This window comes from Marinobacter changyiensis (assembly GCF_009193265.1).
Taxonomy (GTDB): domain Bacteria; phylum Pseudomonadota; class Gammaproteobacteria; order Pseudomonadales; family Oleiphilaceae; genus Marinobacter; species Marinobacter changyiensis.
Genome location: NZ_VZZZ01000002.1, coordinates 594,597 through 619,114 on the forward strand (window position 1 = coordinate 594,597; position 24,518 = coordinate 619,114).

General features: G+C 57.5%; 22 protein-coding genes. 10 read left to right on the plus strand and 12 right to left on the minus strand.

The features are described 5' to 3' along the window. The first annotated feature begins 1 nt into the window (after position 1). The 7 genes from F6Y09_RS08420 to F6Y09_RS08450 all read left to right on the plus strand — a co-directional run bounded on the left by F6Y09_RS08420 (position 2) and on the right by F6Y09_RS08450 (position 7,292). Positions 2–1,186, plus strand: coding sequence for a CpaE/TadZ family protein (locus tag F6Y09_RS08420; RefSeq protein ID WP_218944125.1), 1,185 nt, complete (start codon positions 2–4; stop codon positions 1,184–1,186). A gap of 58 nt (positions 1,187–1,244) precedes the next feature. Then, positions 1,245–2,585, plus strand: a complete 1,341-nt coding sequence (locus F6Y09_RS08425) for a TadA family conjugal transfer-associated ATPase (RefSeq protein WP_218944135.1) — start codon at positions 1,245–1,247, stop codon at positions 2,583–2,585. Beyond that, on the plus strand, positions 2,582–3,565 hold the full coding sequence (locus F6Y09_RS08430; RefSeq protein WP_152206452.1) for a type II secretion system F family protein: 984 nt from the start codon (positions 2,582–2,584) through the stop codon (positions 3,563–3,565). The genes F6Y09_RS08425 and F6Y09_RS08430 overlap by 4 nt, the downstream gene beginning before the upstream one ends. Positions 3,566–3,577: 12 nt before the next feature. Next, positions 3,578–4,573 carry a type II secretion system F family protein gene (locus F6Y09_RS08435; protein WP_152206453.1) on the plus strand — a complete coding sequence of 332 codons (996 nt, stop codon included), beginning with the start codon at positions 3,578–3,580 and terminating at the stop codon, positions 4,571–4,573. Positions 4,574–4,602: 29 nt separating this feature from the next. Beyond that, entirely contained in the window at positions 4,603–5,553 is a 951-nt protein-coding gene (locus tag F6Y09_RS08440) for a tetratricopeptide repeat protein (RefSeq protein WP_152206454.1), read from the plus strand. 9 nt (positions 5,554–5,562) lie between these two features. Beyond that, entirely contained in the window at positions 5,563–6,012 is a 450-nt protein-coding gene (locus F6Y09_RS08445) for a TadE/TadG family type IV pilus assembly protein (RefSeq protein WP_152206455.1), read from the plus strand. An 80-nt stretch (positions 6,013–6,092) separates the two neighbouring features. Beyond that, positions 6,093–7,292 carry a TadG family pilus assembly protein gene (locus F6Y09_RS08450; protein WP_218944126.1) on the plus strand — a complete coding sequence of 400 codons (1,200 nt, stop codon included), beginning with the start codon at positions 6,093–6,095 and terminating at the stop codon, positions 7,290–7,292. Between the two features lie 104 nt (positions 7,293–7,396). On the opposite strand, the gene F6Y09_RS08455 is transcribed toward F6Y09_RS08450, so the two are convergent. Continuing rightward, positions 7,397–8,275, minus strand: a complete 879-nt coding sequence (locus F6Y09_RS08455; protein WP_152206457.1) for a helix-turn-helix transcriptional regulator — start codon at positions 8,273–8,275, stop codon at positions 7,397–7,399. A gap of 905 nt (positions 8,276–9,180) precedes the next feature. On the opposite strand from F6Y09_RS08455, the gene F6Y09_RS08460 reads away from it, so the two are divergent. Beyond that, complete coding sequence (locus F6Y09_RS08460; protein ID WP_152206458.1) at positions 9,181–9,813, plus strand: metallophosphatase domain-containing protein; 633 nt, start codon at positions 9,181–9,183, stop codon at positions 9,811–9,813. A 107-nt stretch (positions 9,814–9,920) separates the two neighbouring features. Here the strand turns inward: F6Y09_RS08460 and F6Y09_RS08465 are convergent, their stop codons facing one another. The 4 genes from F6Y09_RS08465 to F6Y09_RS08480 form a co-directional block, all read right to left on the minus strand. Further along, complete coding sequence (locus F6Y09_RS08465) at positions 9,921–12,503, minus strand: CHASE2 domain-containing protein (RefSeq protein WP_152206459.1); 2,583 nt, start codon at positions 12,501–12,503, stop codon at positions 9,921–9,923. A 31-nt stretch (positions 12,504–12,534) separates the two neighbouring features. After that, positions 12,535–14,199 carry a FecR family protein gene (locus F6Y09_RS08470; RefSeq protein WP_152206460.1) on the minus strand — a complete coding sequence of 555 codons (1,665 nt, stop codon included), beginning with the start codon at positions 14,197–14,199 and terminating at the stop codon, positions 12,535–12,537. Between the two features lie 4 nt (positions 14,200–14,203). Further along, a complete protein-coding gene (locus F6Y09_RS08475) occupies positions 14,204–14,926 on the minus strand; it encodes a response regulator transcription factor (protein ID WP_152206461.1) in 723 nt (240 codons plus the stop codon). A 188-nt stretch (positions 14,927–15,114) separates the two neighbouring features. Beyond that, positions 15,115–17,259, minus strand: coding sequence for a DNA topoisomerase III (locus F6Y09_RS08480; RefSeq protein WP_152206462.1), 2,145 nt, complete (start codon positions 17,257–17,259; stop codon positions 15,115–15,117). Positions 17,260–17,446: 187 nt separating this feature from the next. Here F6Y09_RS08480 and F6Y09_RS08485 point away from each other — a divergent pair, with 187 nt between their 5' ends. Beyond that, positions 17,447–17,779 (plus strand): BolA family protein, encoded by a 333-nt coding sequence (locus tag F6Y09_RS08485; RefSeq protein ID WP_152206463.1) that lies wholly within the window; start codon positions 17,447–17,449, stop codon positions 17,777–17,779. Positions 17,780–17,800: 21 nt separating this feature from the next. Then, complete coding sequence (locus F6Y09_RS08490) at positions 17,801–18,427, plus strand: L-threonylcarbamoyladenylate synthase (protein WP_152206464.1); 627 nt, start codon at positions 17,801–17,803, stop codon at positions 18,425–18,427. Positions 18,428–18,435: 8 nt separating this feature from the next. Here the strand turns inward: F6Y09_RS08490 and F6Y09_RS08495 are convergent, their stop codons facing one another. The 7 genes from F6Y09_RS08495 to F6Y09_RS08525 form a co-directional block, all read right to left on the minus strand. Further along, positions 18,436–19,077, minus strand: a complete 642-nt coding sequence (locus tag F6Y09_RS08495; protein ID WP_152206465.1) for a hypothetical protein — start codon at positions 19,075–19,077, stop codon at positions 18,436–18,438. A 118-nt stretch (positions 19,078–19,195) separates the two neighbouring features. After that, positions 19,196–20,311: a lipocalin-like domain-containing protein gene (locus F6Y09_RS08500; RefSeq protein ID WP_152206466.1), complete on the minus strand. Its 1,116-nt coding sequence runs from the start codon at positions 20,309–20,311 to the stop codon at positions 19,196–19,198. Then, complete coding sequence (locus tag F6Y09_RS08505; RefSeq protein ID WP_152206467.1) at positions 20,308–22,518, minus strand: ABC transporter permease; 2,211 nt, start codon at positions 22,516–22,518, stop codon at positions 20,308–20,310. The genes F6Y09_RS08500 and F6Y09_RS08505 overlap by 4 nt, the downstream gene beginning before the upstream one ends. Then, positions 22,515–23,177: an ABC transporter ATP-binding protein gene (locus F6Y09_RS08510; RefSeq protein WP_152206468.1), complete on the minus strand. Its 663-nt coding sequence runs from the start codon at positions 23,175–23,177 to the stop codon at positions 22,515–22,517. Before F6Y09_RS08510 ends, F6Y09_RS08505 begins: the two co-directional genes overlap by 4 nt. Before the next feature lie 42 nt (positions 23,178–23,219). Beyond that, a complete protein-coding gene (locus F6Y09_RS08515; protein WP_152206469.1) occupies positions 23,220–23,708 on the minus strand; it encodes a DUF6231 family protein in 489 nt (162 codons plus the stop codon). After that, the gene (locus tag F6Y09_RS08520) at positions 23,705–24,124 is read right to left on the minus strand and encodes a YkvA family protein (protein WP_152206470.1); all 420 of its coding nucleotides are present in this window, start codon (positions 24,122–24,124) and stop codon (positions 23,705–23,707) included. Before F6Y09_RS08520 ends, F6Y09_RS08515 begins: the two co-directional genes overlap by 4 nt. A gap of 106 nt (positions 24,125–24,230) precedes the next feature. Continuing rightward, complete coding sequence (locus F6Y09_RS08525; protein ID WP_152206471.1) at positions 24,231–24,509, minus strand: YebG family protein; 279 nt, start codon at positions 24,507–24,509, stop codon at positions 24,231–24,233. Positions 24,510–24,518 lie beyond the last annotated feature (9 nt).

Here is a 24,518-nt window from a genome sequence, read left to right on the forward strand (position 1 = left end):
TATGCGCTATCAAATGGAAATACTGCTTGCGGGCTGTTCCAGAGAGGGCTTGAGTACTCTGGAAAATCTGCTGGCTGCGCGCCGTGAAGTTCGCGTGACCACAAAAGTATTGGCCGATAGTCGTGTCGATCCTTTACGTGACGTATCGCCCATGCCAGATGCCATGGTGCTGATGGTGAGTGAGAACTGGCGAGCCGAGCTGGCAGCGTTGACTGAACGCCCCGCCAGTTCCCGGCCACCGTTGCTGGTGATCGGTGAAAAGGACAACGCCGACCTGATCCGCGTGGCCATGCGCGCCGGCGCGAGGGACTTTCTTTCGATGCCGGTCGACGAGGCCGAGATCGGTCAGTTCATCGGCCAGTTGCAGCGGGATCAACGCTCACAGTCCAGCCACAAAACCGCCCGGCTCACTGCCGTTATCAATGCCAAAGGTGGCTCAGGCGCGAGCATGGTGGCTGCCAACCTTGCTCATATTCTCGCGAAATCGATCCAGAAGCGCACCGTATTGCTGGATATGGATATGCAGTTCGGAGCTTTGCCCCTCTATTTTAATCTGACTCCGCGCAATGGCCTTGTGCGGGCATTGGAATTGGTGGACAGCCTCGATCTGATGGCACTTGAGGGCTATGTGCTTACCCACCAGAGCGGCCTGGACCTGATGGCCGCCACCTCCGAGGACAAGGTCACCATCGCCGATGTTCCGGAAGATCGCGTCGAGATGTTGTTGAAGCTTCTCGGCGAAGCCTACGAAGACATAGTCGTGGACCTGCCCCGGTGGATCAGCGGTGCCACGGCCATGACCCTGGAGCACGCCGACCATGTGCTGGTGGTAATGGAGCAGGGCATTGCCCATCTGCGGGATGCCCAGCGTCTGGTGTCGATTCTCCGGACCGAACTGAATGTCCTGAATTCCCAGATAATCGTGGTGGTGAACCGTTTCAGTAAAAGTAGTCCGGTTTCGCTGAAAGACATCAACGGTGCTCTGCCCGAACTGCGCATCGTCACCCTGCCCAATGATTACAAACGTGTCAGTCAAAGCATCAATATCGGCAGTCCGCTCCTGGAATCCGTCTCGGGCGCGTCGATTACCCGCGAACTGGTCAAGATGGCCCGCTCATTGAGTGAGGGAGAGGGGCAACTACGACCCGTAGGTTCCCGATGGAACCCGCTCACCTGGGCACGCTAAACCTGAGGATAACTACATGAATCTGCGTCAGAAACCGAACGGTACCGACACCAACGACATGGTTCGCAGTGCAGGCTGGACCGCGCCGGCCCGGCGAAATGGCGAGGAGCAGGGCAACTTCTCAGAGCAAGAACAGGCGTTCAAGGAAACGCTTTTCGATCGGCTGGTCAAGACCCTTGACCTGTCATTGCTGGGCAGTTTGTCCGACCGGGATGCGCGCAATCAGATCCAGCAGGTCTGCGAGACGCTGATGCGGGAAGAGACCCTGCCGTTCAACGCCAGCGTGCGCCAACGTATTATTGCCGACCTTCAGAATGAAGTGCTGGGCCTGGGTCCGTTGGAGGCACTGCTGGCTGACAACAGCGTCTCGGATATCCTGGTCAACGGCACCGCGCCGATTTTTGTGGAGCGCCATGGCAAACTTGAGCAAACCCACCTGCGCTTCAGCAGCGACCGGCATCTTTTAACCATCATCGATCGCATCGTTTCCGGCGTGGGCCGGAGGATTGACGAGTCCTCGCCGATGGTTGACGCGCGCCTCAAGGATGGCTCGCGGGTCAACGCCGTGATCCCTCCCCTGGCCATCGACGGCCCCATGCTTTCAATTCGGCGCTTTTCGGTAGACAAGCTGACTGCGGAAAACCTGGTTGAGCTGGGTGCCATGCCGGTGGAAGTGTCTCGACTGCTGGAAGCTGCGGTCAAGTCCCGGCTTAATGTGCTGGTCTCTGGCGGCACCGGCTCCGGCAAGACCACCATGCTCAACGTGTTGTCCAGCTTCATTCCTCATAATGAGCGCATTGTCACCATTGAGGACTCCGCGGAACTGCAACTGCAGCAGCCTCATGTGGTGCGATTGGAAACACGGCCTCCCAACATCGAGGGCCGGGGCGAGGTGAGCCAGCGGGATCTGGTCAGGAACAGTCTGCGGATGCGTCCGGACCGGATCATCATTGGCGAGGTTCGCGGCGGCGAAGCCCTGGATATGCTTCAAGCCATGAATACCGGCCATGACGGTTCCCTGACCACTATCCACGCCAATACGCCCCGGGACGCCCTGACCCGTATCGAAAGCATGGTAGCCATGAGCGGCATAAACCTGCCCGCCAAGCCCCTGCGGGCCCAAATCGCATCGGCCATTGATGTGGTGCTGCAGCTTGAGCGTCAGGAAGACGGCAAGCGCCGCCTAGTCAGCGTGCAGGAGATAAATGGTCAGGAAGGCGACATTATCACCATGTCGGAGATTTTCCAGTTCCGCCGTGAAGGTGTGGATGAAGAGGGCAACGTCACCGGCAAATTCTTGCCAACCGGGGTGGTGCCACACTTCTATGAACACTTGCGGCGGCGCAACATGGCGCCCGGCCTGGAGATTTTCCAACAAGGCCAGGAGCAATGGCGATGAACTGGAACATTTCCGATGAGATGATCTTTATCGGCATGGTCTTTATTGCCGCTTTTCTGCTGCTGCAAAGTTTTATCGTGCCGGCCTTTGGCGAAAACCGCCAGGCCCGCAAACGTCTGAAAAAGCGCTTGCAGTCGGTCACTGACGGGGCGGACGTTAGTGACCCGGTATCGCTGATGCGGCGCAAGCAGCTGAGTGAACTCTCGGGCCTGGAACGGGCCATGGAGTCGCTGCCCGGCATGGAGGCCCTGGAGCGTCTGATAGAGCAGGCCGGTCGCAATACTCTCGCCTACCGCGTGGTTCTTAAAAGCGCTGCACTGGCGGGTATAGCCGGCCTGTTAGTGGGTTCCTGGCTGTCCTCGCCGGTAGTCGGGATCCTGGCCGGAGCTGGTTTGGGTGTGCTGCCGGTCATGGGGCTGATGCGTGCCCGGGCCCAGCGCCTGATAAAGTTCGAGGAACAACTGCCCGAGGCGTTGATTGTCATGGCGCGGGCACTGCGTGCGGGACACCCGTTCGTTGACGCGATGAATCTGGTCGCCGAAGAAATGCCCGAGCCCATCGGGCCGGAATTTCGCATGATCTTCATGGAAATTAATTATGGGGGCGATGCGCGCGCGGCCCTCAAAGGATTGCTGGCACGTATTGGCAGTGTCACGGTCATGGTTTTCGTCACCTCGGTGCTCATCCAGAAAGAGACCGGGGGCAACCTGGCCGAACTGCTGGAAAATCTCGCCGCGGTTATTCGTGACCGATTCCGTTTTCATCGCAAATTGCGGACTCTGTCCGCCGAGGGCAAGCTTGCTGCCTGGATTCTGTCATTACTGCCTTTCGCCCTGGCTGGCTTGCTTTCGATCATCACCCCGACTTTTCTCCCGATGCTGATCGAAAACCCCACAGGACGTCAGTTGGTCGTAGTGGCATTTGTGCTGACAGTCACCGGTATTTTATGGATGCGCCGAATCGTGCGCATTGATGTTTAGGAGGATAGGGCGATGGATTTTCTGAGCCAGTTGCAGGTATTGCTGCATGATTTGATTGCCGATCCACAGCTGGCGCAACTCAGTTTTATTGTCATGCTGGGGGTGGCGGTTTTCGCGTTGATGCTGGCCGGTCTTCTGATTTATCTGGGGTTGAGCAGTCCGGTGCGCCGCCGCATTCAGGAGCTGGAGCCGCAGATGGTGGCAGCAGGCGCATCCGGCGGCGCCGACTCCCTCCCTGAAAAGAGCGGCAGCAGCCTGCTGCGCCTTGCCGAGCCGATGGGTGCTCGCCTGATGCCCACCGACAAGGAAGTCAAGAGCAGAGCTTTAAAACAGCTTCGCCACGCCGGCATCTACGCGCCGGGCGCACTCAACACCTTTTATGGCGCCAAGCTCGGGCTGACCCTGCTGCTCCCGACCCTGGCACTGTTGGCGGGCTCACTGTCTGGCGTCACTTTCAGTACCACGCTGTTACTGGGACTGTCCGGGGCCATGGCCGGCTATTTGCTGCCCACTTACTGGCTAAATCGGGCAATCAAGCGCCGGGCCACGAGTCTGCGCCGTGGCCTGCCCGACACACTTGATCTGCTGGTGGTCTGTACCGAGGCAGGTCTTGGGCTGTCAGCAGCCATCCAGCGCGTGGCACGGGATCTGGAGATCAGCCAACCTGATCTTTCAGAGGAACTGAAGATGTTCGGTATGCAGACGCGGGCCGGAATGGACACGCGCACAGCCTTGCGGGATCTCGAAGATCGATCCGGCGTGGAAGATATTCGCGGCCTGGTCACAAGCCTGATCCAGAGCATGCGTTTTGGCACCAGTATAGCCGGCACCCTGCGCATTTATGCAGCCGAATTGCGGGACAAGCGGACCCAGGAAGCGGAAGAGAAAGCCGCCAAGGTGAGCACGAAAATGCTCTTTCCCCTGGTGTTCTGTGTACTGCCGAGTTTTTTTGTGGTTGCCCTTGGGCCACCGTTGCTGGGAGCCATGGAAGCCATGGCTGGAAAATAATAATGATCAGCCTTCAAAGAGATGAGCGCATGGATACGACATACAAGGGCAAAAGAATTCTGCTGGCGCTGTTAGCCAGTGCCGCTCTGGCCGGCTGTGCCGCAACGCCTTCCAACGGACAGATGGACGACGCCTATGGCGCCTTCTATGAAGGAGAATCCTCCGCGACCTATGCCACCGCGTTTCCGGTAGGTTCGGCAGAGGAAGCTTACAGCTATGGTAATAAAGCGGCTCAGAGTGGCGACTATGATCGCGCCCTTTTCGAATATATCCGGGGTCTGAGGCTTGCCGAAGAGCCGACAGCCGACATTCTTTACAAGATCGGCAGCATTCATCATTCCCGGGAGAACAATCGGCTAGCCGAATTGGCCTACCAGTGGGTGTTGCGGCTTGAGCCGGAGCACCTTCAGGCCGGTACAGGCCTGGGGCTCCTGTATCTGGAACGGCGCCAATACGATGCCGCAAAGATCCAGCTGGATTCAGTGGTCAAGATCACCACCCGGGCGCCCTGGCAGGCCTACAACGCCTTGGGGGTTCTGGCTGACATGGATTCCAAGCCCAGGAATGCCGGACCTTATTACCAGCACGCGCTGGACATCAATCCGGATTCGCCCCTGATTCTTAACAATCTCGGATACTCGCGCTACCTGGCTGGGGATTGGCCCGGAGCGCGTACGGCCCTGGAAGCGGCGCTGCGAGTAAATGGCAACTACGAGCTGGCTTGGCGCAACCTGGGGCTGGTCCACGCCCGGGAGAAAAATTATCAGTTCGCGCTTGAGGCACTGGGTAGAGCCGGCAATGAATCCGAGGCTTATAACGATGTGGGTTTCGTCTCCATGATGGAGGGCGATTACAACCAGGCCTTGTCGTTCTTCCAGGAGGCAATGCGTCTGTCATCGGTTTATTACGTCAAGGCCAGCGAGAATGCCGACAATACCAGACGCATGATGAACCGCAATGTCGCGCAAAATGGTCAATAGGGGATCAGCATGAAGATGCAATCACTGCGCCGGCAAAAAGGTGCTGAAGTGGTCGAGTTCGCGATTACCTCCGCACTGCTGTTTCTGATTCTGTTCGCAATCATCGAATTCAGCGTGGCGCTGTTTGATAAGGCAACACTGACCAATGCCGGCCGGGAAGGGGCCAGGACCGGAATCCTTTTCCGGCCTTCTCCCCGTGACATGGCCAGTGAAGACACCGCTATCAGGCAGGCGATCGATGATTATGCAGCGGACTACCTGATCTCTCTGGGTGGCGCTGCCGCAATGACCACCGATATCCAGCGCACCGATTTGTCAACCAATGGAGTCTTTGATGCCGGCGACGAGCTCACGGTGACGATTACCTACCCATACCAGTTTCTGATACTTCCGGGGTTCATTGGCACGCTTGGCGGCGCCCTGGACCTGTCCTCCACCATCGTGATGCGGGCTGAGTGATCATGACGAACCGGAACGTGAAGTCTTTGCAGGGAATGCGGTCAGGTCCGGCTCGACAGCGGGGTCTGTCGATGGTCCTTATGGCCATAGCCCTTCTCATGCTGTTGGCGTTCGCTGCGCTGGCAATAGACGGCGGTAATCTCTATGTGGCCAGAAACGAGCTTCACAATGCCTCGGATGCGGGCGCGCTGGCCGGCGCCCGGGTGCTTTATACCCAGGACGGCAGTGCGATCAATACGGGCGCCAACGACATTGCGAGAGCAGCGGCGCTGGCAAACAATAGCCAGGGGGATCCGGTGGAGGTGACCAGCGTCCTGCGCGGACACTGGAGTTTCGCCACCAGGACCTTTATACCCAATCCCTCTCTTGATCCCGTCGATCTGTTTTCATTTACCACTGCAGAACTGGATGCCGATCCCAATTTTATCAATGCGGTCGAGGTTGTTACCGAACGTGAAGCGACTCCCGTGCAGGCATTCTTCGGCACAGTTCTCGGATTTAGTGACTATAAGGTGTCGGCGCGGGCCGTGGCCTATATCGGCTTCGCCGGCTCCTTGCGTCCGAATGACCTCGACCAGCCCATCGGAATATGCCAGGAAGCTCTCCTGAATCCTTCGGGTGAATATGAATGCAGTGCCGGTCGTTTCATACCCGACAACGATGATACGGGCGGTTGGACTACGTTTGAGCAAAACACTGCTGGCGCCGCGAGCGCCAACGACATCAAGTCGGTAACCTGCGAAGAGGGCAACCCGGAGCAACTCGACTATGGTGAAGATCTGCAGACGGTTAACGGTCAGGTGGATTCGGCCTTCCAGAAACTCTACGACTGCTGGCTCGCGGAAACCGAGCAAAAGCGACTGTGGAACATGACGCTTCCGGTGCTTTCATGCCCTTCCGGCGTCGGGCCCAGTAATAAGCTGATCGGAGCGGTGAATCTGAATATCGTATGGATAGAGAGGCAAGCCCAGGAATCCCAGATTGACACCAAGGCTCCCTTTGAGATGGAATTGCCGCCAACTGACAGCGATGGTGTATCGCCGGGTACCTGGAGCAACAGCAGCACCAGTGGCGTTGAGCGCTGGGATGACTTTGTTGACACATTTTTGCTCGAAAAACCTGACTTTACTCCGGCCTATTGGGATGCTGATCCCCAGGAGACAGGCTGGCGGAAAAAGACCATCTATTTCCTGCCGGACTGCTCCTACCATGAGCCGAAAGGCAACACTGGAGGGGAGAACTTTGGGGTGCTGGCCCGGATTCCGGTGCTGGTGGACTGACGTTCACGCCAGAGCCTGCTGCAGGGCCGCACCAGACTCTGTTGACTGCAGGCGGGAATAACGCCTGGGGAAGGCCGGTAACCAGTCAGTGCGTAAATTTCTGCTCAGGGCTTCACGGACTGAGGTTTTTCGGAGGTAAAAAGCACTTCATAGGCAAGAGCCTGTTCCAGGGACTCCACTATGGGCACAGTTGCTGGTTTCTCCCGGACCGCCCGGCGGAAGTGGGAAGGCGTGCTGCCCACATGACGCTGAAAAACCCGAGTGAAATAGGAAAGATCCTGAAATCCGACGGTAAAGCAGACATCGGTGACGGACACTTTTGGATTGGCCAGTAGACGTTTCGCTTCTTCGACTCTTCGTGTCAACAGATAGGCCTGAAACGTGACGGTGGTAATACGCTTGAACAGCCGGCTGAACTGGAAGGGGCTAAGGCCGAAGCGTTTAGCTACCTCTAACTGCACGATTTTTTGGTGAAGATTGCCGTCTACATAGGTCAGGATCTGATCCAGCATTGCCTGCTCTTTCCGGTTTCCGCTACAGCGCAACCTGGCTTCGGGAGGTATGGCGTTGCTCCGGTCCAGTTCGGTACGTTTTGTTGGTCCGCCCTGTTGTATTTTCGCCAGGGTGTCCGCTACATCGATTAACCGCTTTATATCGATGGGGTGGACAAAGTAATCCCAGACCCGTGCCCGGAATGCCCAGACCGCAAGCTGCTCAGAATGAGCCTGGGTGATCATGATCACAGGCACTGACGGAATCTGTTGTTTCGTTTCCCGTAAGCTTGCGAGGCCGGGCAGATCCGGATAATCGAACTGGAATAAAACGGCGAGGGGCGCCTGTTTCCTGATAGCGGCCAAGGGGCATTGACCCGGGGGGACGTATTCAACCCGGTATCCCCGTTGTTCCAACAGGGCTGCGTAATTCTCTGGTGAATCGGTTTCAACATTTCTGACAACAACAAGAATACTGCCAGCGTAATCCATATGAACGCATCTCCCTTGCAAGCCTCGGTCCTGTATGGTTCAGACGGGACAAATGACCGGCAATCTCAGCTTCGTTTTGAGGGGCTGTCGGATCAAGATTGATCTACTGCGGCAGTGAAGCTCCGAAGATCGGAAAATGTGTCGCTTTCCCAGATATCTTGTCTTCAATTGATCATGTAGATTAAATTTTGGTAAATCAATTCCAGAATGTTAACTCTCGTTAAAACATGCAATATTTATTACAACATATTGATTTTATTATATATTTATAAAGCCTTACGTCTGGCTCAACAGGATGTATACCTATAACCCGGAGGTTTCATAAACGCTCCAAATAGCCACCCAATCCTTCTATCGAAACCTGCCCCGAGTCCGAACATGAGATCTGTTCCTGTTAAGGGTTCGGATTCACCTCCGGGCCCACAAGTTATCCGTCCGAATCGCTTAATATTTGAGTAATTCCAGTGCCCAGGCGTGCGGCGAGGTGGCCGTTGTGGCAGCGGGTGCCTTACCGGCCGCTCGCTGTTATTGAGGTTGCGGAAGCCGCGCTCAGCGTATGTGAGTTATTTGAGGTTGACCTCGCTTAACTTATCCAGCAGTTCCTGGCCGATGGGGCCATCAAGTACTGCATAGGCGTCTTCTGGTGAAGAAAACAGGAAGGGCAGCGTCTTCTTCCTTTTTATTTTACGTAACTGGTGGAGTCTGAAACCAAGCCCCTGGCCGTCGCCGAAACTCCCTTTCTGAAACCAATTTCAGCATAGCCGCAATCAACTATACTCAGATGCATTGCCAGAATTCGGGTTAACGCGCAGATCGCGCGGGTGGGGATTGGGCGGCGGATCTTTTAGTTAGCCTTTGGCAAATCCACAAAGCCAGGACGATGATGCGGCTTAACAGGAGTTCTCATGAGACTGGTATGCATTTCCGACACCCATAGCATGCACCTCCGCATACCTCCGTTGCCCGATGGCGATGTGCTGATTCATGCTGGGGATTGTCTTGGAGCCGGCACTCTGGACAACGTGGAAGATCTGAACGATTGGCTCGGGACGCTACCTCACCGGCACAAAATTGTGATTGCGGGCAACCATGATTGGGTGTTTCAGGAGGCTCCTGAGCGGGCCAGAGCTGCTTTGACGAATGCCATTTATCTGGAAGACAGCCGCGCGGAGATCGAAGGTGTGAAGTTCTGGGGTTCGCCCTGGACGCCAACGTTTATGGATTGGGCATTCATGCTGGAGCGGGGACAACCGTTGCAGGAACGCTGGGCTGAAATTCCGGAGGACACCGACGTATTGATTACTCATGGTCCGCCCCATGGCGTCGGAGATGAGGTCCCAATGGAATCCTGGTGTGAAAATGTCGGGTGCATGGATCTGCTGCACCGCATCAGTCAGTTGTCACTAAGAGCCCACATTTTTGGTCATATCCACGAGGGTTATGGTGAATACAAAATAGGAAAAACCCGCCTTATTAACGCCAGCACCTGCACGGCCCGGTTTGAACCTACAAACCCGCCTGTTGTTCTGGATATTTGAGTTGATACAGGGGACTTTCTGACCAGGGTCCGGGATGGCCCGATCAGTTGAACAGCTTGCCATCAATCTTAGCGAGCTCTACTCCAGGAGCCAGGGGAGAGGGCACCTCAGACCGGGTTTATGGTAGGCAGTTTGATCGTAAATTCTGACCCTACGCCTTCCTCCGAGACGACGTTGATTTCCCCCCGGTGCTTCTCCACGACGACACTGACAAACGACAGGCCCAGTCCGGCGCCGTAGTTTCGTGAAACCTCGCTGCTTTTCTGGCGCCGGAAGCGATCAAACAGGTGAGGGATTTCGCTCTGGGCGATACCGTTGCCTTCGTCGCTGATGGTCAGGCAGGCCTGGTGGCCGGCCTGGAATGCCTGAATGATGATGAGTGAGCCGCCAGGGCTGTACTGAACTGCATTGGTCAGCAGGTTGATCACGGCACGCTCCAGCAACTCGGCGTTGCCATTGAGCCAAAGGTCTTCATTGCCGAGCAGTTGCAGGCGGATGCCCTTCTCGGCAGCCTGCTCACTGACGCTGTCGCGGGCGTTTTCAACGATAGCCAGGAACTCGCATTCGTAGAACCGTGTTTCTGTAAGCTGTTCAGCCCGGGCCAGCTGAACAAACTCTTCCGCAAGCTGGTAGCTTCGGCGAGCCAGGCGGCCCAACTGATCGAGTTGTTCCGGTTGTATCTCTCCGGGCCTTCTTTTTAGCTGCTCAATCAGAGCGAGTTGCGACACCAGCGGCGAGCGCACGTCATGAGAGATGAAGTCGATGGCTTCGCGGTGTTGACGTTGTTGTTCCCGCAGCTCCGATATGTTCGATATGTTTGCAATGATGCCGCTCTGATTGCTCTCTGGCATTGCAAAGGGCGCCAGATGGATCAGAAAGTCCATGCCTCTCACTCGCAGGTCGACGGTCTGGCTTTGGGACAGTGTCAGGGTGTCGGCCACTGTCTCAGGCCAGGCCGGGGATTCGCGGGGATCGTGGCCCTGAAGCAGCCGAACCAGAGACATGCCGATCAGGCTGGGCCTTGGTTCGCCAAACCATTCCTCGATGTGACCATTGACGAACTGTATGATGCCCAGCGAGTCGGTTACCACAATGCCATCCGGCATTTTCTCGAAACTGCGCCCGATAAAGGCCTGCATGCTGTGCAGGTGCTCCGTTGCGAGCCTGACGCGTTCAATACGGACTGAAATGTTTTCCCGGCTTTTATGAGCATTGGTTTTGTCGGGAGCAACGTCCAACGAGAGCCGTTGCAGATAGCGCCGGTTAGCCTCTCTTGTGAGACTGGCTGGTAGCATCAGCCCCAGGTGGTAAATGCGTTGGCCACGAGAAAATTTCAGCCAGCTTTGACTATCAACGTGTGTCCAATGTCCTGCCACCATCGCTGCCGGTTGATCGGCCCTAGTCAGTTGTCGCGCAACCAGCACCTCGTCGTCAACGGACAGCCAACAACCTTCGGCTTCAAGCAGCATGCTCAAGTGCTCCAGTAATTGCATCGGGTTGACTTGAGAGGGCTCGGGCAGATGTAACTGATGACCTCGGCCAAGTTCATCCAGCTGGCGATTGAGAAAACGATTGGTCATCGCAAGCCGCCGGGCGCTCCAGAGCGGGAACGCAGTCAGGGGAACCAGCAAGGCGTTCGCAACTGGCAACCAGAGCTGCATCCCGATCAGCAGTATTCCAAAAACGAGGGCTATCGCAACCAGCGTTCCGCCGCATAGCATCAAGGTTCTGGCGGGCCGCAGACGAGGCATCAGATAGGTTAAAAACAGGATGACTGTTAAGGGTAACAGCCAGGTGATAAAGCCCTTCAGGGGCCGTATCAGTGAGCTTTCAACCAATGCCGAGTAAACGTTGGCATGAAATTCTACGCCCGACATCGGATCTGTGAGGCCTGAATACGGCGTCGGCAGTGCGTCGCTTAATCCCGTAGCGGTAGCTCCGACGAAGACCGTCTTGCCCTGAAATATGCCAGGGCTTGCAAAGGCTGTTAAAACGTCAACAAAAGAGTAGGCGGGCATTGCGGGTGCGCTGGCTGGTGGTGGCACCACCACATAGTCCTGACGAACATTGATGTAGGGAGCCGCTGTCACCGCAGCAGGCAACTGCCGGAGGCGCGAACCGGATCCCGATGCTGCAGCCGCCGCCGCGGCAAGGCTGGGCCAGGGCTTTTGTCCCGGACCATTGAGCAGGTAAAGACCACGGGCCAGGCCGTCAGCATCCAGTTCGACGTGAGCGTGGCCGATGGCGGCTACGGCTTCAAGGAGCGGTGGCGCGGGCAGTTGTTCGACCATCAGACCGCCATCAGCGGAAGAATAAAGATGCATGGGCAATACGACATTGCCGTGAGCGGTCAGGGCGGATGCAAGTTCTGCATCATCAACGGAGGGTTCGGGGAAAAGCACATCGTAAACGATAGTGCGGGCGCCAGCCTGATCGAGTTTCCGGATCAGATCCCCATGGGTGGTGCGCGACCAGGGCCAGCGCCCCAGGTGCTCCAGGCTCCGTTCGTCAATGGCCACGAGTACGACATCGTCCGCGAGGGTGACCGGGTAAGCGTTGATCGCGCTATCGTAAAACCAGAAGTCCAGACGCTGGGGGAGAGCGGTGGCCTGCAGGAGCAGAAGCGCTCCGGCCAGCGGCAGGGCAAGAGTCCAGGCTGTGTGTTTAAACGATAGCCAATCCCGCGTCATGAGCTTTGCTTTATTATTGTTGGTGGCTGCATTATTCGATAAACAACTCTCTGCCTGGTCCCCAGCGGGAGGCGAGGGGCCCGTCAGACAGAGCTCTGAGCCGCACAAAGTAACGCCTACCGGGAATCAGACGCAAAGCTGCGGTGGTATCGTCAATATTGGCCTCTTTAACGATTCTCTCGAAACTCGGGTCTTCGGACAGTTGCAGCAAATAGTCGTTGGCGGTATTCACCTGTTGCCAGAAGATTCGCACCTGATTATCGATATAGTTGATATTGATAATGTTCACCGGTGGCAGGGTGCCGTTGACAATGAGGGTCCGGGGCTCACTGGTGGCTACGGAATTGCCGCCCGCTTCGGTGACAACTCGCCAGTAATACTGTCCGGGCTCCAGTGGCCGGGAGGGCAGCGCGCTTTCATCGGGAGCCCATTCGCTGGTGGCTATCAGCTCGGCGAAGTCATCGGTTTCAGCGATCTCTATACGCCCAACTTCATTGTCGCCACGATAGTTCCAGGAAAACACGGGCATATCCTCATCCACCCTGGCGCCGGACGTCGGCGTGAGATTGGTGGCGGCGACTGCCTGTAACTCTATGTCGACTGTCTGAGAACTGGGTATGCCAGCCACACCGCGAGCGGTCACCGCGGATACCTGTATTTCATAACGGCCATTGTCCAGGTAGTCCAGCGCAAAATCCGGTGCGGACGTTTGTGATCGAGCCACCCGGTGGCCGGTATCCACATCAAAAATGTCGAGCCGGTGTCGGGGTGCTCCGTTAGGCGTCCAGCCGAGCTGGATGGGGAGGCGTTGAATGCTGTCAGGCAACCGCGTGGTTTCCGGCACCGGGGGCAGTCGGCGGAGATCAACCGTGCTGCGGGTCATGGTGTCGACGGTTGCGCTATAGCCTGCCGGAATACTTCGTGTCTTGCCTCGCGGGCCAAACGCGACAATGCCCTCGGTCACTTGCAGGCGGGTAATGCCGGGGGCACTCTGAAGCGCAAACGCTGTGCCCCGAACGGCCGCAACCGCAGAGGGGGTTTCAATCTCAAAGCGCGAGCCACCTTCAACCAGGGGTTTTACTTCGATACTGACTTCCCCGCGCTCCAGACGAAGGCGCGTATCCACCATGCCAGTGCGTCCAAACTGGGTTAGCCGGTTAAATACCAGTTGGGAGTTCTCTTCAATCCGCAATAGCGAACCGTCAGCCAGGCGGATGGTGGCTGAGCCGCTCTGGGTGGTGATTTCGTCACCGGCCCGTAACAGCATCTGGGCCTGCAGTGGCACACGATAACCAGAGCTCATTACTCGCACTTGCCCCTGGCCGGTGACAGCCATCACCGTGGCGGGCTCGGGCTGACGTTTCAGCCAGTGCAGGGGGATACGAATCGAATCGCCAGCTCTGACGGTACGGATATCGGCGATGTTGTTGTAGGTCGCCAGTTGCAGGGCATTTTTTCCGTTTTCCAGAAGCTCTTCGGCGACCTGTTCAAAACCTTCATCCGGTCGCAGACTGTAGTGCCAGTCTGGTGCTGACGAAGAGTTCGTCTGAACCAAAGCTCCTTGTGAGCCAAGCGCAACGGGGAGCTCCGCCGAAACGGTGTTTGCGGCCAGGCAAGCCCAACTGAACAGGCAGGCATGGATAAAGGCCCGGCCATGGCGGGCACATTTGGGAAAGCTGGCGGCAAACTGAATCATTGGATTAATGGGCTTCGACTCGGTCCGGGTCTGCTGGTGTACTGACCAGCATGGCTTCGAGCCGGTAACCTCGCTGATATATGGTTTTGATACGGAAACCGTTTTCCGGGTTCAGGCCAAGCCGTCTCCGGAGACGGCTCATATGGGTATCCACGGTGCGGGTATTGATATCGCGAGTCACCCCCCAAACGCGCTCGAGCAACATTTCACGGGTCAGCAATCGGCCCTGGTTCTGGAACAGGAAAAGTGACAGGTCGAAATCTTTGTCGGTAAGCGTCAGTACCTCACCATTCAGACTGATGGTTCGCTCTTGAGTATCAATCCGGAACGGCCCGAAATTCAGCAATTCTTTGTCATTCTCAGGGTGGATGCGGCGAGCCAGAGCCTTGATCCGTGCCAGCAATTCCGCGGGCCGGGCGGGCTTTGAAAGATAGTCATCGGCGCCAGCATCGAGCGCCTGCACGATATCCTGCTCACTGTCCCGCTGGGTCAGGAATACGACGGGAATCGGCCAGTGAAGTTGAGCGCGTACCGAACGGAGCACGTCAATGCCTGTCATATCGGGTATCTGCCAGTCCAGGATCAGCAGGTCGTAGCTGCGATGCTGCACAGCACTCATGAACGACTGGCCAGTCTGGAAGCTGTCAACCTGATTTCCGGGTTCTGCCAGTATCATTTGAATATGCCGGGCCTGTTCAAGCTCATCTTCCAGCAATGCGATACGCATCTCATTTCTCCTGCAACCTTGACTGGACCCCGGCAGTGTTAACCACAGAGCAATTTGGCTTTTCTGACCCGTTGCGCATTGTGACAAATCGGCAAGCTTTGTTCAGTGTTGTTATGTAGATTTCCGTAACCAACCATGTTCCGGAGTCCATGGCTTTCAGTCGCTTACAGGGTTGTTTTGTCTGCAAGCTACAGAACCGGTTGGCCGTCCTTGTCATCGACTGTTTGTCGGCAGCCCGGGTAATTACTGCAGCCCCAGAACCAGCCCTTTTTACTCTTTCTCCGCACCAGGGGGGAATAGCAGTGCGGGCAGGGCACGGGCTTCTGGTTGGTGCCATCGGTTGGCGGGCCATCTTCGATGGGGCGGGTGCCCTTGCAATCCGGGAACCGCATGCAGGCGAGGAATTCGCCAAATTTGCCGCTCCGATGCCGCATCGGCGCCCTGCACTTGGGGCAATGGATGCCGGTATCGGTTTGGGCGGGCGCGAGAGGGCGTTCCCGGGACTCTTTGAGAAACCCGGAAATCTGGTCTTTGAGGCTGTCGATGAACTGTCGCGGGTCAGCCTCACCCTGGCGGATGCTTTCCAGCGTGGCTTCCCACAAGGCGGTCATGTCCGGTTGGTGTATTGCCTCCGGCAACGCCTCGATCAGCGCTTTGCCTTTGTCGGTGGCTTTGATAAAACGGCTGTCGCGATACAGATAGTCCCGCTTGAACAGGATTTCGATAATGCTGGCGCGGGTGGCTTCGGTGCCGAGCCCGTCGGTTTCTCGCAGGGTTTTCCGCAGTGCCGCATCGGTGACAAACCTGGCGATGTTGGTCATCGCGGAGAGCAGCGTCGCGTCAGTAAAGTGGCTTGGCGGCTTGGTAACTCGCTCCTGGATATCGGTGGCTTCGCAAACTACCGGGTCGCCTTTTGACAGCCGCGGTAGTGGCACTTTATCAGCCTCACGTCCGCTTTCCCGTTGACGCAGCTCCAGCGCTTTCCAGCCCGGCTCCAGCACTGCGGTTTCTGAAGCGCGAAAGCCATGAGGCCCGATAGTCAGAGCCAGCTTGCCTTCCCGGTGGACGGCCTCGGCGCTGAATTGCATAAGATAGTAGCGGCTGATCAGCTCATAAATCCGGGCTTCCTTCTGGCTGAGTGCGCTGGAGGGGCGGGAGCGTGCAGTGGGAATAATGGCGTGGTGGGCATCCACTTTTTTATCGTTCCAGGCGGCGGAGCGACGAGAGCGATCCAGCGAGTCGATATGCGGGGCCAGTTCAGGTGCCACGAGACCGATGGCATGGGTCACCGCCTTACTTTGGTCAAAATGCCCTTCCGGTAGATAGCGGCAGTCTGATCTGGGGTAGGTGATCAGCTGATGCCGCTCATACAGATTCTGGGCGACATCAAGCACGTCCTTGGCGCCCATCTGGAACAGGCGTCCGGCTTCTATCTGCAGTGTCGAGAGCGAAAAGGGCAGCGGCGGCGGCTCTTTGCGGTCGCGGAACCGGGCCTCGGTAATCCGTCCGGGCCGCCCATTCACCTCACTGGCAATCTGTTCGGCGGTTTCCCGGCTAAGCAGTCGGTCCTCTTCGTCGAGGTGCTCGCGGAATTGTTCATCGGGTAGCCAGCGCGCCTTGAAAGCAGGGGCTGTCTCCGACTCCATCTCACGACAACTGGCCGTCAATCGGAAAAAGGGTTTGGGTTCGAAGTTGCTGATGGTGTTGTCACGGCTGACCACCAGGCCCAGAACAGGTGTTTGCACCCGGCCAACTGAATAGACCCCTTGCTTGCCCTGCTGACGGTAGTTGAGCGTGTATAACCGGGTCAGGTTGATGCCGAATAGCCAGTCGGCTCGCTGTCGCGCCAGGGCCGAGTGGGACAGGCGCCGGAATTCACGGTTATCCCGTGGTGATTTTACCGCGCGGGTGACGGCCTCGGGCGTCAGGTCATTGATCAGCACTCGCTCGACCGGGCATTGGGCGCCGAAATAGCGGATAACCTCATCCACCAGCAATTGCCCTTCGCGGTCCGGGTCCCCGGCGTGTACGATCACTTCGGCCTTGCGAATCAGCGATGCCAGTACATCCAGTTGTTTGCGGGCACTCTCCCTGGGCATCAGCTTCCAGTGGTCGGGGAACACCGGCAGGTCACTCAGGGCCCAGCTTTTCCAGCGCGGGTCGTACTCCGCCGGTTCCGCCGGCTCCAGCAGGTGACCAATACACCAGCTCACCACGATGGCGCTGTTTTCAGGGCCGCAACGCAGCCAGCCAGGGCCTTTTTGTATCGGGCCGGGCAGGGCGGCGGCGATAGCACGCCCGAGGCTGGGTTTTTCGGCTATATAGAGGCGCATGTTTCGGAAATCACAGATTGGTCGGGGTGAGGGACGATGGCGAATCGGGACTGCGCTGTCAAGCAGCCAGCCCGGTGGTGGTGTACACTGTGATCAGCATGGCTGGTGCGCCAGAGGTTCGCGGACACGGTGCCGCTTGCTGGCTTTTGCATCAGTTTCTTATGGGTAACGGGAGTAATGTTTGGTTATGTCGATCAAGCAAACGATAGAGCAAAAACTGACGGAAAGTTTTCCGGTCACGCATCTGCAAGTGGAGAACGAAAGCCACATGCACAGCGTGCCGCCGAACTCGGAAACCCACTTCAAGGTGACGCTGGTTTCGGGCGAGTTTGAAGGCACGGGCAAGGTCAAGCGTCATCAGGCGATCTATAAAACCCTCGCTGCTGAAATGGCCGGCGGTGTTCACGCGTTGGCACTTCACCTGTATACCCCCGATGAGTGGGCGGCGAGACAGGCCACTGCTCCGGATTCACCCCAATGTCTGGGTGGCTCGAAGAGCGACCCGGCCAAACAAGCCTGAAATAACAAGCCAGGAGACGCTATGAGTCAGTTTTTCCAGATTCATCCTGAAACACCCCAAAAGCGTCTGATTCATCAGGCGGTTCAGATTCTTCGTCAGGGCGGCGTGATCGTCTATCCGACCGATTCCGGCTACGCCCTGGGCTGCCATCTTGGCGACAAGGCAGCGGCTGATCGCATCAAGCGGATCCGGCGGCTGGACGACAAGCATAACTTCACCCTGGTGTGCCGTGACCTTTCAGACGTGGGTATCTACGCCAAAGTAGACAATACCCAATACCGCCTTTTGAAAACCTTCACTCCGGGGCCTTACACGTTCATTCTGGATGCCACCGGTGAAGTCCCGCGCCGGCTGCTGCATCCCAAGCGCCGGTCTATCGGTTTGCGGGTGCCTGATAACCCGATTGTGCAGGCGCTTCTGGGCGAGCTGGGCGAACCCATCATGAGCAGTACCTTGATACTGCCGGATGAAACCGAGCCGATGACGGATCCCTATGACATCCGGGAAATCCTGGAGCACGAGCTGGACCTGATCATCGATGGCGGCTTCTGCGGCATGGAGGCGACTACGGTGGTCAACATGTGCGGCGAGGTGCCCGAGGTTACCCGGGTAGGCAAAGGTGATCCGACACCGTTCCAGCTTGGCTAAGGGATTGGTTACGCCTGGACATTAAGGTTGAACGCATAGGTGCGCCGCTGACCAGCCGCCTCGATGCGTTCGGCGCTTAAGGTTTGCCGAAGGCTGTCGTAGCGGTGCACCAGATCCCCGAGGCCGTTGAACTGCTGGTTGTCGCTGACCAGGGTGTCGAGCAACGAATTATTGACGCCGTATGCCTTGTTGAGCTTCAAGGCGGTGTCGACAAACGCCAGCGTTGGCTCATTGACGCTCAGGCGCCCGAATGCCTCTTTGAAGCCCCGGTTGTTGTTGAGGTCCTGCTCGATTTGCTGGCGGAGATTTTCCGGTATCCGGGCCTCCAGGCTCAGTTTGCCACCCTCGGATTTTTGCACGGCCAGCCTGGTGGCCGGATTTAGACTGTACTCGGCAAGCTTGTGCCGCAGGGTTTCCCGGACAAAGGCAGAATCCTGCCCCACATCGGATTTGTAGCTGTTCATGGCAAGCCTGGTCGACGCTTTCGGCCGCTCGCCGCCGTTCAGGGTTACGCTGTCATCATTTTTGCCACCGGCGTTCGCCTGGGTCTTGGTCTGAGCTGCTTTCTGTGCGGGCTGGGCTGCACCGCTGCTCTCGGCCGTTTGTTGAAAACCGGCACCTAAACGCGCTAATGAAGAAAGTAATGACACCGCTATGCTCCTTCTCGATTGACCCGGTTTGTCACCGGCGCCGACGTTTTTTCAACGCCTGGAAGAAGGGTAAGCATGATTGGTGCCATTACCGCCGGGTTGGCAACGGGTTTGATTATTACTCCTGATATCCGGTTAATTCCAGATAGCCGACTCCGGTGTGGCTACCTTCTGCGGACACCGGGCTTTCCCAGTAGGGGAACTGGCCATGGTTCCAGTATTCACCCGCCGGCACGTTTATCGTGATGTCGAGCCCCTCTGCTGGAATCCTCAACTGCCATTGCTCCGGCACACTCCCGGCGGAGGTATGGCGCCGGGCGCCGGGTTCAAGTGTCAGCTGATCGGGTGCCAACGACCTGGCCTCACCCTCCGGGCTGATCCAGGTGCCGGATTGATAGAAACCATCGCGTTCCCGGAGTCGGAACGCCATCACCTTGGCACCACTGTCGAGGTGAAGGGCCAGCCAGTCCCAGCCTTCCTGATCGGCCCTGAGAAACTGGCTGCTCCACTCCCGGTCAAACCAGCCCAGGCCGGAAACGGTATGGGTTTCGTCCTCAATGGTGACGTTGCCTTCAATCGCCAGATCAACGAAGCTGAAATACATCGAGCCCTGGCCGTTGTCAGACTTGGTGCTGAAGCCTTTATTGCCGTGACGCACGATATCGCGGCGGGAAGTAATCCGCAGATCATAGCTCCAGTCGTCGGCTGTGACCGTCAGTCGCCACTGCTCGGTGGGCCCGTCGATCCGGCGGAGCTGCCAGTCATCAAGCCAGACGTTGAACGGTTGCCCGGTGGCGCCGGCCTGGCCTGTCCCGCCTCGGGCCAGGCGTTCACTGAAATAGTGTTCGCCGTTAAAGGACAAGGCCGCGTGGCTCATCCAGGCAGCGTCCATGGCCCAGTCTGTTGGAGTCTTCTCGTTGCGAGTGGCAGGTTTGAAGCCCTGACGGAACTGCGTCCACTGCACCCCCAGGGGGCTGCCATCCGCCGTTTTCAGATTGGCGGTCAGATACCACCATTCGATGCGATGTTGAGGATGCACGCCTAGATCCCGGGGCAAGGTAATGGTGTCGCCGGCTGTGGGTTGGCGGAAGTCCTCCGGTGAAGCTTCGCCAAGGCCTGCAAAACCGGCTTCGGGGGTGGAGGGGGGCTCAGAGCAGGCTGCCGCCAGAGCAAGCAGGGCAGCCAGAATAAGCGACCAGGCCCTTGAGGTCGGTTTGATAACCTGACGGTTCATCCTTCGTGCCTCCCGGCCCTCAGAGCAATTTGTGGTGCCAGCAGTCGCGCCAATAGCAGGCCGATGGCAAGGCATAGCCCCAGTATGAAGAGCCAGAACATGGGGAAGACCGCCATTGGCAGGGACCACCCGAAGGCCAGTGGATTGATGCGGGCGACCAGTACCCAGGTCAGAAATACGCCCAGGGGCAGGGCTGTTGCACCCACGGTGACGGTGAGCAGCGTGCTGTGCCGCATCAGCCAGTGTTTGACCCGGTGCTCTGGCATGCCCCAGAGCTGAAGTTTCTGGTAATAATGCTTGCGAGCGCCAAACATGGTGAGCGCCATCAGCAACAGCGCGAAGCCTGCAAGCGCCAGTGTCAGCGCACTGAGAGCCCGGGTGAGGGCAAAGGTCTGATCAAAGATCGCGACCGCCAGAGCGCGTATTTCCGCATTATCCCTGATGGTCAGCCCGGGGCTGTTCCAGGCTTGTTCGATCTGACGCCGGAAAGTCTGGAGGCTGCCGGAGACCAGGGTGACGGAAAAGCTGAGGGAAGAATAGTTCGCTTCCGGCGGCCAGAGTTGATGGCTGATCAGAATCTCGCCGGCTGGCCGGCCGTAGTCCGCGTAGATACCGGCAATGGTTCGGCTCTGCGGACTGCCGTCGAAAGCGAAAGTGAGCGGGTCGCCAACGGTCAGTTGCTCGCGCCGGGCCAGTTGCTCATTGACCAGTACCGCTCCCGCCTCCACTGCGCGCCACACTTCCTCGGGCGCTTGTGTGTTACTGGCCAGAAAAGTCCAGGCTTGTAATAGAGACGACGCAGGGTTAACGGCCATAAGCTCCATTGTCCCATAAGGCGTTTGCGCCTCCCCCCTGATTACACCGTGGCTCGCCCTGACCGAATCGAGACGGGCCAGCGCCGCTGTAGCCGCGGCTCGGTCAAGGTTTGGTGGAGCCTGCAGGTATACGTCCCCCTGCAGGCGCTGATCGAGCCAGTCATAGAAAGTATTCTCAAAAGTCGCGACAAGAGCATGGATGGCAATGACTGTCGCTGCTGCAAACTGCAATGCTACCAGGGGCAAGGCAAGCTGCCGGACCATCACGGCCAGCTCGCGCCAGGACCATCCGGTTAACGGTTTGGCGCGGGTATCCGCCAGTTGGTTGAGCAATTCTGGAAGCATCAATGCGGTGAGCCATCCGAAGCCGGCCAACGTTAGCCCGATGGCGAGAAACTGCAAAGTCAGTGACTCCGACCACAGAATTGAACCCACACCGATCAACAACAACGTGGAAGCCACCGCCACCAGCAGGCGATGATTGGTTTTCAAGGTGGAAAACAGCACGCGATCCGCCACCGCCCAGATCATCACCAGTATCAACACCAGCAATGGCGCCAGCCAGGCCAGCCAGGACGTTTCCTGGGCATAAAGTCGGACGCCGTATAGTCCTGAAAGTGCCTGGTCAAAGCCCTGGCCAAAGCCGCTCGCAAGCACCTGACCGAGCACCAGCCCTATGGTTCCGCCAATTGCAGACAGAACCGCCAGCTCGACAACAAGATGAAACTGCAACCGCCCTGGTGTCACTCCAAAGCGATGTAACAGCGCCAGTGAGAGTTCCCGTTGCGCCAGGCCCAACAGGAAGACGCTGCGCACCAGCAGGGCTGAAATCAACAGCACCAGCGCGCAGAGGGCATCGAGATTCAGCAGAAAACTGTCGGCTAGCTGGCCGGCAGCCACTCCGCTGGAGACGCTGGCAATGCGGTAGGCAGGGGGCAAATCAGCGTATGCTCGAGATGCGAACAGTGTCAGCCTTGTTGGCCACTGATCCCCGGCCAGCTTTTCCGCTTCGCCGATATCGACAAAAACACCGGATTGGCCAGAGGGGCCCTGCCGGGAAATGTCGCCGAAACACCGGAGCGCCAGGGCGTCAATACCAATGATGCGTCCCTCCGGCGCAGGGCGTTCCACCGTTAATTGCGGGCTGATACAAAACCCGAGGCGACGTAGGGTGGCAAAGTCCGTCACGGTAACCGGGTTGCCGTCCGTCCGTAACACCGTGAAGCGCTCTTCAAGTGCCGCTTCGTTGCTGGTAAAGCTGTTCCTGGCCTGTTGTGACAGTTGCCAGACGCTGCTCCAGAGCGCCGTTGCCACGATCAGGATCAACAGCAAAGCCAGCAGCTGCCAGGGATGGCGTCGGTAATGGCTTAGCAGCGCGCCGGTCAGGTTCACTGGGCACCCAGACTGCTCAATACCAGGGTGAAGTCGCAGCGAGCGGCGAGGGCGGGGTCATGGGTGGACAGCAACATCGGACAACCGGTCTCGTGTTGATGGTGGAACAGTGCATCGGCGACCTGGCGGGCGGTTGCCCCGTCAAGGCTTGCGGTGGGCTCGTCTGCCAGTAACAGCCCCGGCAGCATTGCAAAGGCCATGGCCATAGCCGCTCGTTGTCGCTGACCACCGGAGACCTGATCGGGAAACCGATGCCCGAGCGTTGCCAGGCCGAGTGTTGTCAGCCAATGCTCAACGGCGACCTTTGTCCTGCCTGCGAGTTGTGCGCGTAAGCGGATGTTGTCGCCGAGGGACAGGGTGGGCATCAGGTTGTCGTTCTGGAACACCGTGGCGATCCGCGTGCCGCGCAGGCCTGACCACCAGTCGGTATCTTTTTTTGCCGCAGATTCGCCAAACAGGCGAATGTCGCCGTCATCTGCGGACTCGATACCGCTGAGAATATTGATCAGGGTGCTTTTGCCACTGCCGGAGGGGCCCATCAGCGCCATTGACTGGCCGTGGGCGATGGAGAAGCTCAGATCGCTGAGAACGCGAACCTGTTCAGTGCCATCGAGATAGCTTTTATACAGCCCGCGAACATCGACTATGGAGTCCTGCACGAACATTTGCCCCGATCTGGTGATTGGCCGGTGTCTGACCCATTACCAACGGGCCTTGTCCCACATTTCTGGATTGGCCCAGTAACGGGCGTTGTTCCAGTCCCGCTTATGATTGTAATTGGCGATGTTATAGACATAGAGGGTTTGGGGTTGGTTGCCATCGAAGCGCTGGAGACGCTTGAAACCGAGGCCGAGGAAATCACTGAATCGCCAGCTTTCCGGGTCTGCCACCAATACTGCAATCTGGTGGGTGCCGAAGTTCCTCAGTTGGCCCAGCAACAAGGATCCTTCGCCCTGGGGCAGACTTTCGAGTGAGTCGGTAATCAACGCCAGGTCGATGGAGTGAGATAACGGAAACCCGTCATTCGGATTTTCGGCATCCAGTTCCACCAGAACTGTTTCGGAGTGGGCTTTCTGCCAGCTCTGTCCGAGCATTCGGGCCCGGTCACCGCAAACCAGCAAGGTGGCCGGATTGCAGGCATTCATCAGCCCCGACAACACCTCTTCCGGTCTGGGGTTACTGGCTGTCATGCATCCACGCTCTCAGTGTCCTCAGTGCCCTGCTGCGCTTTCCAGATTTCATAATCGTAGAGATCGGATTCCACAATGGACAGACACGCCGCAAGAATGGCGGCATCATCCAGGAAGCCGAAGCCGATAATCAGGTCCGGAACCAGGTCAATGGGGTTCAGAACATAGAGCAGGGCCCCGGCGATGGCGGCAATGCTTTTCCAGGGCACCGCCCGGTAATTGCCTTTCCAGTAATCCCTGAGCATCGAAAACATTACGCGAATATCACCGACAAAACGCCGTAACGGGCCTTTGCGGTTTGCCTTGTCCTCAATAGCCTGCTGTTTCGACAGCACTCGCCCAAGGCCGTCTTTTTCTATGTCGCCGGAGCGAGCTTCTAACTCTGCTTCGGCCTGTTTTCTGGTAATTGTGGTCATATGAGTCTCTCAATGTTTATACGCCTCCAATCTACCATACCGATCACTTCCTGCTCACCGGGGCAGCGTGAATACACTGTAACCTGATGGCTTATAAGCTGAGGGCTCAGGCTTGGTCCTCTGGCGTATTCAGTAGGGAAGGTTTCTTGAAGGCTTTTTTGAACAGCTCGGCATGTTCGGCGATCGCCATGGCGCAGGCCTCTGCAGTTTCCTCATCAATTTTGGCAACTTTGGCTTGCAGGAAAACGCTGATCTCTTCCGACAGTTCAAGAATCCGGTCCCTGGCATCCGCGTCAGCTTTGCTTGAGAAAATCATGGTATCCGGATTCTTCAGCGCCACGTCCAGCCCGTCCTTTTCCGAGTAATACAAGGTTTGTACCGCCATGCAGCAGCT

What these genes read in the sequence shown, in the direction of transcription:
- F6Y09_RS08420 (WP_218944125.1), top strand. Translation starts at nt 2, where the DNA reads ATGCGCTATCAAATGGAAATACTGCTTGCGGGCTGTTCCAGAGAGGGC.
- F6Y09_RS08430 (WP_152206452.1), top strand. Translation starts at nt 2,582, where the DNA reads ATGAACTGGAACATTTCCGATGAGATGATCTTTATCGGCATGGTCTTT.
- F6Y09_RS08525 (WP_152206471.1), bottom strand. Translation starts at nt 24,509, where the DNA reads ATGGCGGTACAAACCTTGTATTACTCGGAAAAGGACGGGCTGGACGTG.
- F6Y09_RS08440 (WP_152206454.1), top strand. Translation starts at nt 4,603, where the DNA reads ATGGATACGACATACAAGGGCAAAAGAATTCTGCTGGCGCTGTTAGCC.
- F6Y09_RS08470 (WP_152206460.1), bottom strand. Translation starts at nt 14,199, where the DNA reads ATGATTCAGTTTGCCGCCAGCTTTCCCAAATGTGCCCGCCATGGCCGG.
- F6Y09_RS08500 (WP_152206466.1), bottom strand. Translation starts at nt 20,311, where the DNA reads ATGAACCGTCAGGTTATCAAACCGACCTCAAGGGCCTGGTCGCTTATT.
- F6Y09_RS08485 (WP_152206463.1), top strand. Translation starts at nt 17,447, where the DNA reads ATGTCGATCAAGCAAACGATAGAGCAAAAACTGACGGAAAGTTTTCCG.
- F6Y09_RS08480 (WP_152206462.1), bottom strand. Translation starts at nt 17,259, where the DNA reads ATGCGCCTCTATATAGCCGAAAAACCCAGCCTCGGGCGTGCTATCGCC.
- F6Y09_RS08465 (WP_152206459.1), bottom strand. Translation starts at nt 12,503, where the DNA reads ATGACGCGGGATTGGCTATCGTTTAAACACACAGCCTGGACTCTTGCC.
- F6Y09_RS08520 (WP_152206470.1), bottom strand. Translation starts at nt 24,124, where the DNA reads ATGACCACAATTACCAGAAAACAGGCCGAAGCAGAGTTAGAAGCTCGC.
- F6Y09_RS08450 (WP_218944126.1), top strand. Translation starts at nt 6,093, where the DNA reads ATGGCCATAGCCCTTCTCATGCTGTTGGCGTTCGCTGCGCTGGCAATA.
- F6Y09_RS08445 (WP_152206455.1), top strand. Translation starts at nt 5,563, where the DNA reads ATGAAGATGCAATCACTGCGCCGGCAAAAAGGTGCTGAAGTGGTCGAG.
- F6Y09_RS08425 (WP_218944135.1), top strand. Translation starts at nt 1,245, where the DNA reads ATGGTTCGCAGTGCAGGCTGGACCGCGCCGGCCCGGCGAAATGGCGAG.
- F6Y09_RS08515 (WP_152206469.1), bottom strand. Translation starts at nt 23,708, where the DNA reads ATGACAGCCAGTAACCCCAGACCGGAAGAGGTGTTGTCGGGGCTGATG.
- F6Y09_RS08435 (WP_152206453.1), top strand. Translation starts at nt 3,578, where the DNA reads ATGGATTTTCTGAGCCAGTTGCAGGTATTGCTGCATGATTTGATTGCC.
- F6Y09_RS08460 (WP_152206458.1), top strand. Translation starts at nt 9,181, where the DNA reads ATGAGACTGGTATGCATTTCCGACACCCATAGCATGCACCTCCGCATA.
- F6Y09_RS08475 (WP_152206461.1), bottom strand. Translation starts at nt 14,926, where the DNA reads ATGCGTATCGCATTGCTGGAAGATGAGCTTGAACAGGCCCGGCATATT.
- F6Y09_RS08490 (WP_152206464.1), top strand. Translation starts at nt 17,801, where the DNA reads ATGAGTCAGTTTTTCCAGATTCATCCTGAAACACCCCAAAAGCGTCTG.
- F6Y09_RS08455 (WP_152206457.1), bottom strand. Translation starts at nt 8,275, where the DNA reads ATGGATTACGCTGGCAGTATTCTTGTTGTTGTCAGAAATGTTGAAACC.